The following is a 16,730-nucleotide window of genomic DNA, read 5'->3' on the forward strand; positions in this document are numbered from 1 at the left end:
TCAGTACGCAGGTGCGCACTTTTTGCCCAACCCTGGGCAAAACCGTGGTTGATCCCGTGCTCAGGCATCGGTATCAGAATTTATATTCGAGCATCCCGCTCAGCGTCCGCCCGCGCGCCAGGCTGAGGTTGTTGGCGTCGCCCATCGCGACGAAATACGCCTCGTCGGTGGCGTTTTCCAACGCCAGTGCGATGTTCAGTTGGTCGGTCATCCAGTAACTGGCGTAGAGGTCATACACCGTGTACTTGGGCCACATGGCCTGGTCGATCAGGTCGTAACCCTGGCTGTTCAGGTTTTCGCCATTGCCGGAGCTGTAGCGAACCCGCACACCGGTATCCAGGCGTTTGTCCAAAAAGCGCGCGCCCACCGTCAACGAACCGCGATCGGCCGGGGTGTAGGTGGCATTGCCCATGATCTTGCCGCAGCTTTCCAGGTTGTTGGCCACGTCATCATCGAGCACGGGGTAGGTGGTCACAGGACGGAAGCCAATGGTCCCGTTTGGCCGGGTGAACTGCTCGACGCCTCGAGTGACGGTGCCCGCCATCTTGGCGCCGCCCATGTAGTAATTCTTCGAGCAAAACTCATTGCTGCCGATCATGTGGGTGTAGCTGAGGTTGGTATACGCCCGGCCCATGTCGTAGTTGAGTTGGTACTCCAGGCCACGGAAGCGGGTGTCATTGAGGTTGTTGGTGTACGCCATGATCCCGTTGAAGCCGCCGACGGTGGTCTCCGGCAAACTCACGCTGGTGTTGAGGAAGCTGAAGTTTTTAATCTTGGTATCGAAGTACGCGACCTTGATGCCCAGGCGGTCGTCATTGAAGAACAACGATTCCTTGAACACATTCATCCCCACTTCCCAATCGCGGGACTCCTCAGGTTTGAGGTAAGGGTTGGGAAACACCCGCTCGTTCGAACCACCGCCGTGGGGGCGACCGCTCATGAACGTTTCGGTGACGGCCGGCGGACGCCAGCCTTTGCCCCAGCGGGTGTACAGTTGCAGCCAGTCGAGCCCGGGCTTGATGCCGATCCCAAACGTGGGCGAGAACTGCCCCTCTTGACGATCAATATCGTAAATCTGTTCGACGCGCTTGGAGCCCACTGTGCTTGAGTAAACCTGGCCACGCGTCCAGAGCGTCATCCCCGTGACACCTTCGAGCCGATAACGGTCGTAACGCAGGCCGGCATCCACCGTCAGCCAGTCGTCATATTCGTATTGCAGGCTGTTGAACAGGCTGGCGATGGTGCGCTTGCCCTCCGGGTCGGCACTGGCGGCGTAAGGCAACGAGCCGCTGGTGGTGGTGTTGGTCGACTCGACCTTGTTGGTGCTGGGTTTGAAGGTGTCCTGGTACATCTCCAGGCCATAGTTCCAGCTCAAATGCCCCACGCGGCCAAGGTCGAAGCGCGCCGTGTTTTCACCCTGCAAACCCCAGGTGTCGGTCTGGAAATGGTCGGTGTAGGCCGCGAAAGCATTCCCCGAACTGAGGGACGCAATATTGGGGGCATTCTTGCGATCCAGCTGGGTGGTGACGTAATAGAGCTTGGCCTTGAAATCGATCAGCGGGTTATCCGGGCTGTAGCTGTAGTCCAGCGCGACGTTTTTGGCGTTGAGATTGTTCTTGCTGGTACGTACGTAATAGGTGCTCTGAAGGTCATCGGTGATGTAGCCCCAGGAATCGTTACTGTCGGTGTCGCTTTCCAGGTAGCTCAGTTGCACGCGTTGATCGTTGGGCAGGTTCAGGCCGAACTTGACGATCTGCGAGCGGGTCACGCTGCCGGTGTCGCCGACTTCGCTGTTCAACCAGTCATCGAAGGCGACCGGGGCGTACTTGCGGGCCCGGATGTTGGTGCCCAGGTTCTGGTCGTTGTGCTTGCCGCCACGGTAGTTGCCAAAATGGCGCTCGCTGTAGCCCAGCAACACATCGCCGCGCTCATCACCAAAGGCGAACACGCCGCTGCCATTGAAGTCGGTGCCATTGCCCATCTCGCCGATACCGCTGCCGGCACGCAGGCGGCCGCCGTACTCCTTGCCGTCCTTCAAGAACTCACTGGCGTCCAGGGTCTTGAACGAGGCAATCCCGCCCAACACCGCGGCGCCGCCCTGCCCCGACTGGCTGCCTTTGTCGATCTCGATGCTGGAGATGAACTCCGGGTCGATCAGCATGGTGCCGTTGCGCTGCTGGTGGCCGTTGACGTTGAAGTTCTGGCGCATGCCGTCGATGTTCATGTTCACGCGGCCGTAGTCCTGCACCCCGCGAATGTTCACCGACAAGCCTGGGTCGCGCTGGTTGACGGCGGTGTAGACGCCGGCGGTTTCTTCAAGCATGTCGGCGGCGTGACGGGGCGGGCGTTTATCGATCATGTCACGGCTGATCACGGCCACGGACTTTGGGGTCTGGTACACCCAATCACTGGCCTGGCCGTTGGTGTTGCCGGTGATGGTGGTGGTGCCTACGGTCATGGCGCCGTCGTGATCATCGCTGACGCGGCTGAGGGTCACCTGGCGTTCACTGGTAAAGCGATATTCCACCGGCGCGGCGCCGAGCAAACGGCCCAGGCCTTCCTGCACGCTGAAACTGCCTTTGAGCGCAGTGCTGCTCAGGCCTTGCAGGCGCTGGCTGTCGAACAGCACCTGCAAACCGGCCTGGTCGGCGAAGGCCAAGACAGCACTGCCCAAGGATTGCGCAGGGATATCGAACGTCAGCACGGCGGGCTGGGCCGCACCCGCTTGAGGCTGCGCCGCGTATACGGGTGCCACAGCGGCGAACAGGCCCAAGTGGATGGCCAGGGCTAACCGGCTACCGGTGATACGCCCCTTGGTGAGTGCTGACATTTCTGGTTTTCCCTGCGCTGATCGTATTTTTGTTTATGCGAATGCTTCTCACCTAGCAAGACGTACGAGGCGCAGGAAGTCAGTAAGACTTTTTTAAAAGTTTTTTGTGCAGGGGGTTTTAAGCAGGTGGGAGCGGGCCTCCCACCGGGTGATCAATAGATCAGGCTCAGGCCTGCCAGGTCCAGGCGTTGCACCTGGAGTTCCTGGGTCAGGGTGCTGAGTGCCGTGTCGAGCATGTCGAGACGGAACACGCCGCTGACTTCCCGCTCGCCCAGGTCGGCATGGGTCAACACCACTTGGCCAGGACGGTAGCGGTTGAGTTGTTCAACGACTTTGGCCAGGGGCTGGCGATCAAAGATCAACACGCCGCGCCGCCAACTGGTGGCACGGTCCAGGTCGAATTGATTCAGGGGCACGATGCCCCGCTCGGAACTGTAGCGCGCGGCCTGGCCCTCCTTGAGCACGCGGTCGCTCGGGCCTTTTTGCGGCGTGGCGTGCAGGGACACTTCGACACTGTGCTGCAACACGCCGACCCAGCCCTGGCGGTCGTCCTCACGCTGCACCACGAACCGCGTGCCCAGCGCCCGCGTCTGGCCGCCGGCGCTCTGCACCACGAATGGCCGGGTTTCTGCACCCACCATCGGCGCCACGTCAAAAATTGCCGAGCCCTGGATCAGGCTGATGCGCCGCTGCACGCCGTCGTAGTCCAGGCGGATGGCGCTGGCGGAGTCCAGCTCCACCGTGCTGCCATCGGCCAGGTGCACGGTGCGCACTTCGCCCTTTTGCGTGACGTAATCGGCCTGCATATGCAGCCAAGCGTGCGGCCCGCGCACCCAGCCCACGCCCGCGACCACCACGACCAGCGCCACCGCCGCCGCACGTTGCCACGGCCGGCGTCGCGGGGTTCGGCGCACCGGCAGCGGCGCCGCCGACGGACGCTGGCGGTGCACCGGCTCGTCCTTATGCGCCTCGCCCAACGCCGCCCAGGTCTGCTCGGCAAAGCGCAGCGCCGCTTCATGACGGCTGTCGCAGGCGATCCATTGGCGCAGCTCGGCCTGCTCCTGGTCGGTCAGGGCACCGGCGTGCAGGCGCACCGCCCAATCGGCGGCCGCCTCGGTAATGCTGTGCTGTTGCGGACCCTGGCTATTCACGTGTGAATCTCGAATTTTTCGTTATATAACGCTGTGACGTCTGACGTGGCAATTTTCCGTAACTCATTCGTCGGATGGCGCCACCTCCTCGTCCTGCAAGCGCTGCATCACATACGCCAACGCCTTGGCCAGGTGCTTTTGCACGGAGCTGTCGGATATGTCCAGGTGCCGGGCAACCTGGGCGTGGGTCATGCCCTCTATGCGGTTCAGACGGAAGATCTGCTGGGTTCGTTCCGGCAACTGCGCCAATGCCTGCTTCAATGCCTGCCGCTGTTGCTGCGCCATTGCCTGCGCCTCCAAGCCGGCCACGTCATCTTCAATCTCGGCCAGCGCCTCATGGGGCACGGAATCAGTCTTGCGCCGTGCTTCCTGGCGAATATGGTCGATCAGCAGATTGCTCGCCGTTCGATAGAGATAGCCCTGGGAATTGTCGATGCGCTCGCCGGGCGGTTTTTCCGCCAGGCGCAGGAAGCTCTCCTGCACCAGGTCAGCCGCCAACTGCGGGTCCCGTACCTTGCGGGCCAGATACCCGCGCAGGGTATCGGCGTGCTTGAGAAACAGGCCCTTGAGATCCACGTCCGACAAACCGACTCCCTGGAATGAATAGGAAACAGGCAGGCATCTTAAGCGTTGTCGAGAATGATTTTCAATTGATATCTAATCTGATTCGGTCGTGGGACGTGTCTGATTAAGAGTTCGGTAATCGAACACATCCGCCGCCATCAATTGACCAAATTAACCAACCAGTACATTTTATCCACACAACGAACAAGAACTGTGGAGAGACCCCAATGCCGCCTATCGTGCTGGTGCTCAACGGCCCCAACCTCAACCTGCTCGGCACCCGCGAGCCCGCCACCTACGGCCATGAAACCCTGGCCGACGTCGCCGCCCTGTGCGGGCGCAGTGCCGACAAGCTCGGGCTGAAAATCGAATTCCGCCAGACCAACCACGAAGGCGAACTGCTGGACTGGATCCACGCCGCCCGTGGCCGTTGCGCCGGCATCGTGATCAACCCGGCGGCCTGGACCCACACCTCGGTGGCGATTCGCGACGCGCTGGTGGCCAGTGAAGTGCCGGTGATCGAAGTGCATTTGTCCAACGTGCATGCCCGTGAAGCGTTTCGTCATCACTCGTTTGTATCGCCCATCGCCAAAGCGGTGCTCGCCGGGTTTGGCAGCCACGGCTACCACTTGGCGCTGGAACACTTCAGCCAATTGCTGAAGGGATCGGCTCAATGAAACCGCGCATCCTCGCCGGCCTGATCGGCGCCGGCATCCAGGCTTCCCGCACCCCAGCCCTGCACGAACAGGAAGGCGACGCCCAAGGCTTGCGTTACCTGTATCGCCTGATTGACCTTGAACCCCTGCACCTGGACATCAACGCCCTGCCCGACCTGCTGGACGCTGCCGAGTTGATGCACTTCACCGGGCTGAACATTACCTACCCGTGCAAGCAGGCGATCCTGCCGCTGCTCGATGATTTATCCGACGAGGCCCGTGGCATCGGAGCGGTCAACACCGTGGTGTTCAAGGACGGCAAGCGTATCGGCCACAACACCGACTGCCTGGGGTTTGCCGAGGGCTTTCGCCGCAACCTCAACGATGTACCGCGCCAACGCGTGGTGCAGATGGGCGCGGGTGGCGCGGGCGCGGCGGTAGCGCATGCGCTATTGGCCGAAGGTGTGGAGCACTTGAGTATTTTCGACGTGGACGTCAGCCGCGCCCGCGACCTGGTGGATAACCTTGCCCAGCGTTTCGGCAATGGCCGTGCGCAAGTAGGCCATGATTTAGAAAACGCGATGGCCGAGGCCGATGGCCTGGTCAACACCACGCCGATGGGCATGGCCAAACTGCCCGGCACTCCCGTACCTGCGGCGCTGCTGAGAGCCGAACTCTGGGTGGCAGAAATCGTGTACTTCCCGCTGCAAACCGAACTGCTGCGCGATGCCCGCGCCTTGGGTTGCCGCACGTTGGATGGCGGCAACATGGCGGTGTTCCAGGCGGTAAAGGCGTTTGAGCTGTTCAGTGGCGAGGTGGCGGATGCGCAGCGAATGCTCGCGCACTTCAAGGCCATGAACACCTGAATGTGGGAGCGGGCTTGCCCCCGATGACCATTGGTATCCATACAACTCTCAAAGGCTCACCACAGAGTTATGTATGAGTTTTTGAAAGTTGTGTAGACACCGATGCTCATCGGGGCATGGCGGCCTACACAACTTCCTGTGGATGCTGAGTCGATGGCAAATGGGCTGTTGTGGTGAGCGGGCTTGCCCCGCGCTGGGCTGCGCAGCAGCCCCAACAAGGTCACCGCTGAGTGCCAGAATCAATCGAGGTGAGCGTTTTGGGGCCGCTGCGCAGCCCAGCGCGGGGCAAGCCCGCTCACTACAGAGTTATGTATGAGCTTTTGAGAGTTGTGTAGACACCGATGCTCATCGGGGCATGGGGGCCTACACAACTTCCTGTGGATGCTGAATCGATGGCAAATGAGCTGTTGTGGTGAGCGGGCTTGCCCCGCGCTGGGCTGCGCAGCAGCCCCAACAAGGTCACCGCTGAGTACCAGAATCAATCGAGGTGAACGTTTGGGGGCCGCTTCGCAGCCCAGCGCGGGGCAAGCCCGCTCACTACAGAGTTGTGTAGATACCGATGCTCATCGGGGCTTGGAGGCCTACACAACTTCCCGTGGATGCTGAATCGATGGCAAATGGGCTGTTGTGGTGAGCGGGCTTGCCCCGCGCTGGGCTGCGCAGCAGCCCCAACAAGGTCACCGCTGAGTGCCAGAACCAATCGAGGTGAACGTTTGGGGGCCGCTTCGCAGCCCAGCGCGGGGCAAGCCCGCTCACCACAGAGTTATGTGTCAGCTTTTGAGAGTTGTGTAGGGGCCTACACAACTTCCCGTGGATGCTGAGCCCATTTGCCCTCCCACATTGGAATGCATTCCAATCGGGTCACTCAAGCCTGCAGATACCGCAACACCGACTCACAGATCATCTCGCGATGCCGCTGCTTAACCACGTCGTCCGACAGTTCGATCTGAAAAATCTCACTGAACGTATGGCGGTTGGACACCCGGTAAAAGCTGAATGAGTTGATCAGCAGGTGCACGTCCAACGGCTCCAGGCCTTCACGGAATACGCCCATTTCGGCGCCCCGGCGCAGGGTCGCGCCCAGCCCCTCAAGGATCTTACTGTTCATCGCCTTGATCGTGTCGGTGCGTTTGACGTACTCGGCATTGTGGATATTTTCGATGCTGACGATGCGCACGAAATCCACGTTCTGATCGTGGTGATCAAAGGTGAATTCCACCAGCCGCCGAATCGCCTCACGCGGCTCCAGCTCGGTAAGGTTCATACGGGTTTCGGTGTTGCGGATATCACCGTAGAGCTTCTCCAATACCTCGACGTAGAGCTGCTCCTTACTGCCGAAGTAGTAATAGATCATGCGTTTGGAGGTGTGGATGCGCTCGGCGATGGCATCCACACGCGCGCCGGACAGGCCCTGCTGCACGAACTCCACAATGGCTTCCTGGAGGATGTTTTCGCGGGTCTTTTCCGGATTGTTCTTACGACTCTTGCGCGGTGCGTCTGGCACCACGGGGAGTTCGGGACTTGAGGTCATGGTGCGCTCACGGCCATTTTTATTGTGCAGGCCGCGATTATGGGCCCCGGTGCTCCCCGAAGGAAGCACCCGAGCGCCCCTTATAAACGTGCCTGGCGCACCGCACCGCTGCGGGACTTGGCCATCGCTGCCAGGCGCACCGCCACGTTGGCCGCGCCGTAGCCGGCGTAGCCGTTCTTGCGCTGGATGATCTCGAAGAAGAACCGCCCCTCGAAGGGTTCGGTGTACACGTGAAACAGCTCACCGCCCTGGGCGTCACGGTCGTACAACACGTTGTAGTACGCCAGCTCGCTGAGGAACTCATCGTCAAAATCGAAGCGTGCGGCCAAGTCGTCGTAGTAGTTGAGCGGGATGTCCAACAGCGGCACGCCCGCCTCTTTCGCCCGGCGCACTTCGGCGAAAATATCCGCACAGTCGAAGGCAATATGGTGCACGCCCGAGCCGCGATAGCTCGACAGCGCGTGGGAAATCGCGGTGTTGCGGTTCTCGGAAATATTCAGCGGCAAGCGGATCGAGCTGCACCGGCTGCGCAGTGCGCGGCTTTTCACCAGCCCGTACGGGTCGGGCAGCACCACTTCGTCATCGGCTTCAAAGTCCAGCAGGCTCTTGTAGAACAGCACCCAACTGTCGAGGCTGTCGGCCGGCAGGGCCATCGCCATATGATCGATACGCAGCAAGCCGCCGCCGTCGGTCGAGGCGGTTTGCAGGTTGAAGTCGGTGTCGTACAGCCCGCCCTCGCTTTGGTCCACCAGGTAGATCAGGCTGCCGTCCGGCGCGCGCACGGCCGCCAGCTCCAGCTCATTGGGCCCGACCAGGCCGCGATAGGGTTGGCCCTTGTAGGCCACCGCCCGTTCCAGGGCCTTGGCGCTGTCCTTGACCCGGATCGCCGTGGCGCACAACGACGGCCCATGGGCTTCGAAAAAGTTATGGGCGAAGGAATAAGGCTCGCAGTTGAGGATCAGGTTGATATCGCCCTGACGCAGCAGGCTCACGCTCTTGGAGCGGTGCTGCCCGGCCTTGACGAAGCCCAGGCGTTCCAGCCAGTTCGTCAGCTTGGCGCCGAGGTTTTCATCCACGGCAAACTCGAGAAACTCGATGCCGTCGTACTCACTGGCCGCCGGGGTTTCGAAGAGGATCTCCACCGGTGTGGCGGGCGTTTCTTCGGCCAGGCGCTGACGGGTTTTTTCTTCCAGGTACAGCAGCGAGCGCAGGCCATCGGCGGCATTGGCCCGGGTCGGCGCGGCGCGGAAACCATCGTTGAAAATTTCCAGGGACAGTGGCCCGGTGTAGCCACTTTTGATGATCGGCGCCAGAAAGCCTGCCAGATCAAACTCGCCCTGGCCGGGGAAGCAGCGGAAATGCCGGCTCCACTCCAGCACATCCATGGCCAGGATCGGCGCGTCGGCCATCTGTACAAAAAAGATCTTGTCACCGGGGATCTGGGCGATGGCACTCGGGTCGCCCTTGAGCGATAGGGTGTGGAAGCTGTCGAGCAACACGCCCAGGCTTGGGTGATCGACCTGGCGCACCAGGTTCCACACCTGTTGCCAGGTGTTCACATGCTTGCCCCAGGCCAACGCTTCATAGCCGATGCGCAAACCACGGCGGCCCGCGTGTTCGGCCAGCAGGCTCAAGTCATCGAGCAGGATACGTTCATCACCGACGCAATCGGCCGAGGCATTGCTGCACACCAGCACCAGGTCGGTGCCCAGCTCCTGCATCAGGTCAAACTTGCGTTCGGCCCGCTCCAGGTTGCGCGCCAGGCGGTCGCGGCGGCAGCCTTCAAAGTCGCGAAACGGCTGGAACAAGGTGATGGCAATGCCAAGGTCGGCGCACATCTGCCTAACTTCACGGGGGCTGCCGTCGTAATACAACAGGTCGTTCTCGAAGATCTCGACCCCGTCGAACCCGGCAGCGGCAATGGCTTCAAGTTTTTCCGGCAGGGTGCCGCTCAATGAAACGGTGGCAATGGAACGTTGCATGGACGACTCCCGGCAATTGTTGTTTGTGGCAAATTATTCGCCCCCAGCCTACACGCAGCAATTAAAATGTACGAACCGGTTAGTTTTTGGTGCGATTATCGAACACTAAGCCTCTTTGGCGAATTGACGATTTTTTAGCCACTGCGCACCATCGATCCCGCAACCAACGTTTAGAAAAGACCCAGAACACACCATAAAAATTTCAAAAAACGGGTACAACCACATGCCTTCGCAAAATTCCGCCCTGGCCTCGCGCCCCGGCACCCCGCACGCCGGCATCGGCGACAAGATCCGCGGCGCCATGGCCGTCGGTAAAACTCGCTGGGGCATGTTGGCCCTGGTGTTCTTCGCCACCACCCTCAACTACATCGACCGCGCCGCCTTGGGCGTGATGCAACCGATCCTGGCCAAAGAGATGAGCTGGACGGCGATGGACTACGCCAACATCAACTTCTGGTTCCAGGTGGGCTACGCGATTGGCTTTGTGCTGCAAGGCCGCTTGATCGACAAGGTCGGCGTGAAACGCGTGTTCTTCTGCGCGGTGCTGCTGTGGAGCCTGGCGACCGGCGCCCACGGCCTGGCCACTTCGGCCGTCGGCTTTATGGTGTGTCGTTTCATCCTCGGGCTGACCGAGGCCGCCAACTACCCGGCCTGCGTCAAGACCACTCGCCTGTGGTTCCCCGCCGGGGAGCGCGCGGTGGCTACCGGGATCTTCAACGCCGGTACCAACGTCGGCGCGATGATGACGCCGATGCTGCTGCCGTTGATCCTGCATGTGTGGGGCTGGCAAGCCGCGTTCCTGTGCATGGCCTCGCTGGGCGCGATCTGGTTGGTGTTCTGGGGGTTGAAGTACTACAACCCGGAAGATCATCCGAGCGTTAAACAATCGGAACTGGACTACGTGCAACGGGAAGTCGAGCCGGAACAGCCGGGCGTACCGTTCAGCCGCATCCTGCGCATGCGTGGCACCTGGGCTTTTGCGATTGCCTACGCGCTGACCGCGCCGGTGTTCTGGTTCTACCTGTATTGGCTGCCGCCGTTTTTGAACCAGCAATACAACCTGGGCATCAACGTGACCCAGATGGGCATCCCGCTGATCATCATCTACCTGACCGCCGACTTCGGCAGCGTGGGCGGTGGCATCCTGTCGTCGTTCCTGATCGGTCGCGGGATGAACTCGATCAAGGCGCGGCTGCTGTCGATGCTGCTGTTTGCCTGCTGCATCGTCGGCGTGATCATGGCGGCCGGTTCCAGCCAACTGTGGGTCGCGGTGTTTGCCATCTCCCTGGCCATCGGCGCGCACCAGGCCTGGACTGCCAACATCTGGAGCCTGGTGATGGACTACACGCCCAAGCACATGATGAGCACCGTGTTTGGCTTCGGCGGCATGTGCGCGGCCATCGGCGGCATGTTCATGACCCAGATCGTCGGCCACATCCTCACCGTGACCAACAACAACTACACCGTGTTGTTCACCCTGATCCCGGCGATGTATTTCATTGCGCTGACCTGGATGTACTTCATGGCGCCGCGCAAGATTCCGACCGTAGACGTCTGAGCCATCCCCTGAGCTATCGACGCCGCTGCTGCCAGGCAGCGGCCAACCCGCTCATGCAGATCACCCCGATACCGACCACCGTGGTCATGTCGGGGGTATGGCTGAACACCAGCCAACCCAACAACCCCGCAAACACGATCTGGCAATAGCCGAACGGCGCCAGCAAGGCCGGCGCCGCAAAGCGGAACGCCTGGGTCAGCATCAAGTGCGCGGTCATCCCGCATGTGCCCAGCGCCAGCATCATCACCCCATGCCACAGCGTAGGGATCTGCCAGAAGAACGGCACCAGCGCGCTCATCACCAAGGTATTGCACAGCCCGGCGAAGAAGTTGCTGGTGGTCGGCGTGTCGTACTGGCTGAGGATGCGAGTGAGCAACTGGTAGAAACAGAAGAACAGCGCCGAACACAACGGCAACAACACTGCCGGGGTGAAGAGTTCACCGCCGGGATGGATGATCACCAGCACGCCGACAAAGCCACAGATCACTGCCAGCCATTGGCCACGCGTGACGTGTTCACCCAGCAGCGGCACCGACAGCGCCGTCACCAGGATCGGCGCGAGGAAGTTCACCGCTGTGGCTTCCGCCAACGGGATGTAATGCAGGGCCGAGGTAAAAAACAGGCTGGTACCCAACAGGCACAACGCCCGCACCACCTGCATGCCGGGCCGCTTGCTGCGCAGCACGCGCAGGCCCGATTGCGGCAGGAAGATGCCGGCCATCAGCAACGTATGCACCAGGTAGCGCGCCCACACCACCATCACAATCGGGTAGAAACCGGCCAGGTATTTGGACAACGCGTCGTGGCTGGAAAACAGGAACGTCGCCACCACAATCAGCACAATGCCTTTGAAGGGATGGTTGACGCCGGACAGCGGGGTACTGACAGTCATGGAATTCTCTTGCGTGGCGGGCGGAACGCTGAACGCGGTGGCGCTCAACCCGGTAATCTAGCAGCCGGGCCGCAGTCTGCCCCAAGAGCATAACCAAACACCGGGCGAACAGCGCACTAAATCACGGGAATCGAGTCCAACCCTGCACGTTCGCCACCGCGCTGCACACTTTTTAACCAAGGCCTGCTGCTATGAAAAAAATCCTCTTTATTCTATCTGCCCTCACCCTGCTCACCGCCTGCAACCAGGAAGCCAAGGACGCGCCCAAACCCGCGCCGGCCTCCGTGCAGGCGACCCTGGTGCCAGAGACGCCGCCCACCGATAAATGGGTCGGCAAATGGATCGGCGTCGAAGGCCTGAACCTGACCCTCGCCAAGGACGACGCCATCGGCCGTGGCCACTATGTCATTACCATGCAATACGGCCTCGACGCTGAAGATTCCGGCAGCTTCAAGGGCGCCGCCTTTGAAGACGGCATCGCCTTCACCCGCCCGGACGGCCCGCAATTGCTGCGCGCCGGCGACGGCGAAGCCACTGGGTTGAAATGGCTGGCGGATAAAAAAGACTGCCTGATCGTGAATACCGGCGAAGGGTACTGCCGCTAATACCGGCCATACTCAACCCACATCTTTGTAGGACCGTTCATCAAGAGGATTGCCCCCATGCTATGGAAAAAAGGCCGACGCAGCGACAACGTGGTGGATGCCCGCGATGACAGTGGCGGCGGCGGTGGCGGCATGCGCTTTGGCGGTGGCAAGGGTTTGAGCCTGACGGCGATTGTGCTGATCGTCGGCATTGGCTGGCTGACTGGCCAGGACCCGCTGCAGATCCTCGGCCAATTGACCGGCCAGATGGAACAGGCGCCTTCCGTCAGCACGCAATCGCGCCAGGCGCCGCCGGCCAATGATGAACAGGCCGATTTCGTCCGCGCCGTGCTCGGCGATACCGAAGACACCTGGGGCCAGGTGTTCCAGGAAAACGGCCTGGCCTACAAGAACCCGAAACTGATCCTGTTCCGTGGCCGGGTCAATTCCGCCTGTGGCGGCGCCACCTCCGCCAGCGGTCCGTTCTATTGCCCGGCTGACCAGCAGGTGTACCTGGACCTGGATTTCTTCCGGGAAATGTCCCAACGCTTCCAGGCCGCCGGCGATTTTGCCCAGGCCTACGTGATCGCCCATGAAGTCGGGCACCACGTGCAGACGCTGCTCGGCATTTCCTCGAAGATCCAGGCCGCCCGCCAGCAAGGCCGGCAGATGCAAGGCGATGGCGGCCTGCTGGTACGCCAGGAGTTGCAAGCCGACTGTTTTGCCGGGGTATGGGCCAACCGTGCGCAAAAACGCCTGAACTGGCTGGAACCCGGCGACATCGAAGAAGCCCTGAACGCCGCCAACGCGATTGGCGATGACCGCTTGCAACAACAGGGTCAAGGGCGCGTGGTACCGGACTCGTTTACCCACGGCACCTCGGCGCAGCGGGTTCGCTGGTTCAAGACCGGTTTCGCCCAAGGCCAGATCACGCAATGCGACACCTTCACGGCCAAGAGTCTTTAAATGAATAAACGATTGGGTTTGCTGCTGGGTCTAGTCGTGTCGTGTTCCACCCTGGCAGCGGAACACGGCGTCAAAATCGTCAGCCCCGATCGTTTCCACCTGGAGGCCGGCGACCTCAGCCTCGGTGTGAGCCAGGACTGGCGCCAGCCGCTGCCCAACGTCACCCGTGCCTTGATCATCGTGCATGGCCGCCTGCGCAATGCGCAGACCTACCTGCACAGTGGTATCGACGCCGCCGAGCACGCAGGCGCTGGCGCGAATACCCTGGTCATCGCGCCACAGTTTCTGAATGCGTCCGACATCAAGCGCAACCACTTGGACGGCCAGGTACTGCGCTGGAACGGCAACGACTGGATGGCCGGCGAGCCTTCCACCGGCCCCGGTCAGGTCAGTTCCTACAGCGCCCTTGACCAGATCATCAAGCACTTGGGTAACCGCACACTGTTTCCGGCCTTGAAGGAAATCGTCGTCGCCGGCCATTCCGGCGGTGGCCAAGTGGTGCAACGCTTCGCCCTCATCGGCCATGACCACCCCACCCTGCAAAACGAAGGCATCCGCCTGCGCTATGTGGTGGCCAATCCTTCGTCGTACGCGTACTTCGGCCCGCAACGCCCGGTGCCGTTCGACGCCGCCCGCTGCCCCGGCTTCAACGACTGGAAATACGGCCTGCAACACCTGCCGGCCTACGCCAAGGGCCGGAGCGCCGCGCAGTTGGAACAGGCTTACGTGTCACGGGACATCACCTACCTGCTGGGCCAGCAAGACACTGACCCGAACCATCCTGCGTTGGATAAAAGCTGTGAGGCCGAGGCACAGGGCGCTTATCGGCTGATGCGGGGGCATAACTATTTTGACGACCTCAAGCATCGGCATCCGCAGTTGCGCCAGACGCTGGTTGAGGTGCCAGGGGTGGGGCATAACGGGGATGAGATGTTTACTTCGCCCGAAGGGCAGAAGGTGCTGTTCACTCAGTAATACCTGAAGAAACAGTCTCAACGTGTGGGAGGGGGCAAGCCCCCTCCCACATTTGATCTCTATTGCTTGGGTTAAATCATCCGGCGCAATGCAGCGCAATCTTCAGCATGCCAATCCGCCAGCTCCGGCCACGGATTCTCCGGCAGGTTGACCAACACCGTCCCGGCCCCCGCCGCACGGCCGCAGTCCAGGTCGAAGCGATAATCGCCGACCATCACCATCGCGCTCGGCGACACATCCCAGGCCTCCGCCAGTTTCAGCAGGCCGCCTGGATCAGGTTTAGGCGGCGCGTCGTCACGGCCCAGCACATCCTCGATGGCAAAGCAGTCCGCCAGACCGATCGCCTCCAGGGTGATATGCGCCAACTCACGCGCATTACGGGTCAGGATACCCAGGCGGTAACCGCGCCCTGCCAGCTCACGAACCAGCTCTACCGCACCGTCAGCCGCGACAGAACCCAGCGCCAGCTCGCGCTCGTGCTCCAGCAACCAGGCATGTTTGGCCGCCGCACTGTCCGCCGGCAATGCCGCCAGGTGCGTGAGGATGTCGTCCTCAGCCGGGATCTCCAGCGCCACGCGAATGGCCGCGAAGTCATGCACGGCCACCGTGAGGGTGCCGTCCATGTCGAACACCCAGTGTTTAAAGTCCCTCAGGCTCATGCCCAATCCTTGCGATGGCGAATCAAGCCTTCCTGGGTCACAGAGGCCACGAGCTGCCCGGCGCGGTTGTACACGCTGCCACGGGAGAACCCACGGGAATTGCCGGCCCACGGGCTGTCCATAGCGTAGAGCAACCAGTCATCGGCACGCAGGTCGGCGTGGAACCACAGCGCGTGGTCGAGGCTGGCGACCTGCATGTCTTTGTGCCACACGGTCTTGCCGTGGGGCAGCAACGAGGTGGTCAGCAGGCCGAAATCCGAGGCGTAGGCCAGCAGGTATTTATGCAGCGCCGGCGTGTCGGCCAACGCACCGTCGGCGCGAAACCACACGTACTTGACCGGGTCGGACGGCTGCGGGTTGAACGGGTCTTTTTCGGTCACCGGGCGCACTTCGATCGGCTTGGGGCACAGCAGCTTGTCACGCATGTGTTCGGGGATCAGGTGCGCGCGCTGCTGGGTCAGCTCCAGCTCCGACGGCAGGTTTTCCGGGCCGACCACCACGGGCATGGTGGTCTGGTGCTCGAAGCCTTCTTCGTCGTACTGGAACGAGGTGGTGCAGGTAAAAATCGGCTGGCCCTTCTGGATCGCGGTCACGCGGCGCGTGCTGAAACTGCCGCCATCACGCACACGGTCGACCGAGTACACCACTGGCAATGCGGCATCGCCGGGGCGCAGGAAATAACCGTGCAGGGAATGCACGTGGCGCGCTTCGTCAACGGTCTGGCTGGCTGCCGACAGTGACTGGCCGAGCACTTGGCCGCCGAACAGTTGACGAAAACCCAGGTCCTGGCTGCGGCCACGAAAGAGGTTTTCCTCGATCGGCTCCAGGGTCAGCAGGTCCACCAGATCTTCCAAAACTTGGCTCATAGAGCAACTCCTACAATCTATGGGGCATTCCGGGCTGCTATCCGTGCAGCGTGTCCAACCATTGGGCGCGGGTGATGCGGTACAAAACATGTGGGCGCAGCGGGTCATCGGCTGCGACCTTGGGGTGTTCAAAATCTGCCTGGGGATCGTAATGCATGCCGATGGCCTGCATGACTTTTTGTGATGGCAGATTGGCTTCAGTGGTAAAGGCGACGATTTCATCCAACTGCACGCGGTCAAAACCACAGCGCAACGCAGTCCACGCCGCCTCACTGGCATAACCCAGGCCCCAATGCTCGCGGGCCAGGCGCCAACCGATTTCCACCGCGGGGGCAAACCCTGCGTCAAAGCTGACATGCTGCAGCCCGGTCAGGCCGATGAAGTCGCCGGTGTCCTTGCGTTGCAAGGCCCAGAAACCAAAGCCGTATTCGGCAAAATGGCCGCGAATCCGCCCGATCAGCGCGGCGCTTTCCAGGTGGCTCAGCTTGGCCGGGAAATAGCGCATCACCTGCGGGTCGGCGCACATGCTGGCGAAAGCCGTCAGGTCGCTGTCGCGCCATTGGCGCAGCACCAGGCGTGCACTTTCCAATTCGAGTATCGGCTCCATGGGTCCCCTCCCCTTGCCATGTGCGTGAGTGTACAGCGCTGGT

Annotated in this window: 15 protein-coding genes; 6 read left to right on the forward strand and 9 right to left on the reverse strand. The window is 61.4% G+C overall.

Translation table 11 applies throughout. The features are described 5' to 3' along the window. Positions 1-73: 73 nt before the first annotated feature. The 3 genes from PspS35_RS25865 to PspS35_RS25875 form a co-directional block, all read right to left on the reverse strand. Positions 74-2,830 carry a TonB-dependent receptor gene (locus PspS35_RS25865; RefSeq protein ID WP_159937339.1) on the reverse strand — a complete coding sequence of 919 codons (2,757 nt, stop codon included), beginning with the start codon at positions 2,828-2,830 and terminating at the stop codon, positions 74-76. Positions 2,831-2,982: 152 nt separating this feature from the next. Further along, entirely contained in the window at positions 2,983-3,981 is a 999-nt protein-coding gene (locus tag PspS35_RS25870) for a FecR family protein (RefSeq protein WP_159937340.1), read from the reverse strand. Positions 3,982-4,044: 63 nt separating this feature from the next. Next, entirely contained in the window at positions 4,045-4,566 is a 522-nt protein-coding gene (locus PspS35_RS25875) for an RNA polymerase sigma factor (protein ID WP_159937341.1), read from the reverse strand. A 206-nt stretch (positions 4,567-4,772) separates the two neighbouring features. On the opposite strand from PspS35_RS25875, the gene aroQ reads away from it, so the two are divergent. Together aroQ and PspS35_RS25885 are read left to right on the forward strand one after the other, a co-directional pair. Beyond that, positions 4,773-5,222, forward strand: a complete 450-nt coding sequence (gene aroQ, locus PspS35_RS25880) for a type II 3-dehydroquinate dehydratase (protein ID WP_159937342.1) — start codon at positions 4,773-4,775, stop codon at positions 5,220-5,222. Further along, a complete protein-coding gene (locus PspS35_RS25885; RefSeq protein WP_159937343.1) occupies positions 5,219-6,067 on the forward strand; it encodes a shikimate dehydrogenase in 849 nt (282 codons plus the stop codon). Before aroQ ends, PspS35_RS25885 begins: the two co-directional genes overlap by 4 nt. Positions 6,068-6,932: 865 nt before the next feature. On the opposite strand, the gene PspS35_RS25890 is transcribed toward PspS35_RS25885, so the two are convergent. Together PspS35_RS25890 and quiC are read right to left on the reverse strand one after the other, a co-directional pair. After that, positions 6,933-7,598, reverse strand: a complete 666-nt coding sequence (locus PspS35_RS25890) for a TetR/AcrR family transcriptional regulator (protein WP_159937344.1) — start codon at positions 7,596-7,598, stop codon at positions 6,933-6,935. Between the two features lie 80 nt (positions 7,599-7,678). Further along, positions 7,679-9,580, reverse strand: coding sequence for a 3-dehydroshikimate dehydratase QuiC (gene quiC / locus PspS35_RS25895; RefSeq protein ID WP_159937345.1), 1,902 nt, complete (start codon positions 9,578-9,580; stop codon positions 7,679-7,681). Positions 9,581-9,803: 223 nt separating this feature from the next. On the opposite strand from quiC, the gene PspS35_RS25900 reads away from it, so the two are divergent. Beyond that, a complete protein-coding gene (locus PspS35_RS25900) occupies positions 9,804-11,138 on the forward strand; it encodes an MFS transporter (RefSeq protein ID WP_159937346.1) in 1,335 nt (444 codons plus the stop codon). A gap of 13 nt (positions 11,139-11,151) precedes the next feature. On the opposite strand, the gene PspS35_RS25905 is transcribed toward PspS35_RS25900, so the two are convergent. Continuing rightward, positions 11,152-12,030 carry a DMT family transporter gene (locus PspS35_RS25905; protein ID WP_159937347.1) on the reverse strand — a complete coding sequence of 293 codons (879 nt, stop codon included), beginning with the start codon at positions 12,028-12,030 and terminating at the stop codon, positions 11,152-11,154. A gap of 191 nt (positions 12,031-12,221) precedes the next feature. Between PspS35_RS25905 and PspS35_RS25910 the strand changes: the two genes are divergently transcribed. The 3 genes from PspS35_RS25910 to PspS35_RS25920 are packed head-to-tail and all read left to right on the forward strand — an operon-like array spanning position 12,222 to position 14,555. Continuing rightward, the gene (locus tag PspS35_RS25910) at positions 12,222-12,635 is read left to right on the forward strand and encodes a membrane lipoprotein lipid attachment site-containing protein (protein ID WP_159937348.1); all 414 of its coding nucleotides are present in this window, start codon (positions 12,222-12,224) and stop codon (positions 12,633-12,635) included. Between the two features lie 57 nt (positions 12,636-12,692). Next, positions 12,693-13,580 (forward strand): neutral zinc metallopeptidase, encoded by an 888-nt coding sequence (locus PspS35_RS25915; protein WP_068931993.1) that lies wholly within the window; start codon positions 12,693-12,695, stop codon positions 13,578-13,580. Beyond that, positions 13,581-14,555, forward strand: coding sequence for an alpha/beta hydrolase (locus tag PspS35_RS25920; RefSeq protein ID WP_159937349.1), 975 nt, complete (start codon positions 13,581-13,583; stop codon positions 14,553-14,555). Positions 14,556-14,626: 71 nt separating this feature from the next. Here the strand turns inward: PspS35_RS25920 and PspS35_RS25925 are convergent, their stop codons facing one another. From PspS35_RS25925 to PspS35_RS25935, 3 genes are read right to left on the reverse strand one after another with little or no spacing between them, the layout of a single operon-like run. Next, positions 14,627-15,214 carry an HAD family hydrolase gene (locus PspS35_RS25925; protein ID WP_159937350.1) on the reverse strand — a complete coding sequence of 196 codons (588 nt, stop codon included), beginning with the start codon at positions 15,212-15,214 and terminating at the stop codon, positions 14,627-14,629. Next, entirely contained in the window at positions 15,211-16,080 is an 870-nt protein-coding gene (tesB, locus tag PspS35_RS25930) for an acyl-CoA thioesterase II (RefSeq protein WP_159937351.1), read from the reverse strand. Before tesB ends, PspS35_RS25925 begins: the two co-directional genes overlap by 4 nt. 37 nt (positions 16,081-16,117) lie before the next feature. After that, a complete protein-coding gene (locus tag PspS35_RS25935; RefSeq protein WP_159937352.1) occupies positions 16,118-16,687 on the reverse strand; it encodes a GNAT family N-acetyltransferase in 570 nt (189 codons plus the stop codon). Positions 16,688-16,730: the final 43 nt, after the last annotated feature.

This window comes from Pseudomonas sp. S35 (assembly GCF_009866765.1).
In the GTDB taxonomy this organism is placed as follows: domain Bacteria; phylum Pseudomonadota; class Gammaproteobacteria; order Pseudomonadales; family Pseudomonadaceae; genus Aquipseudomonas.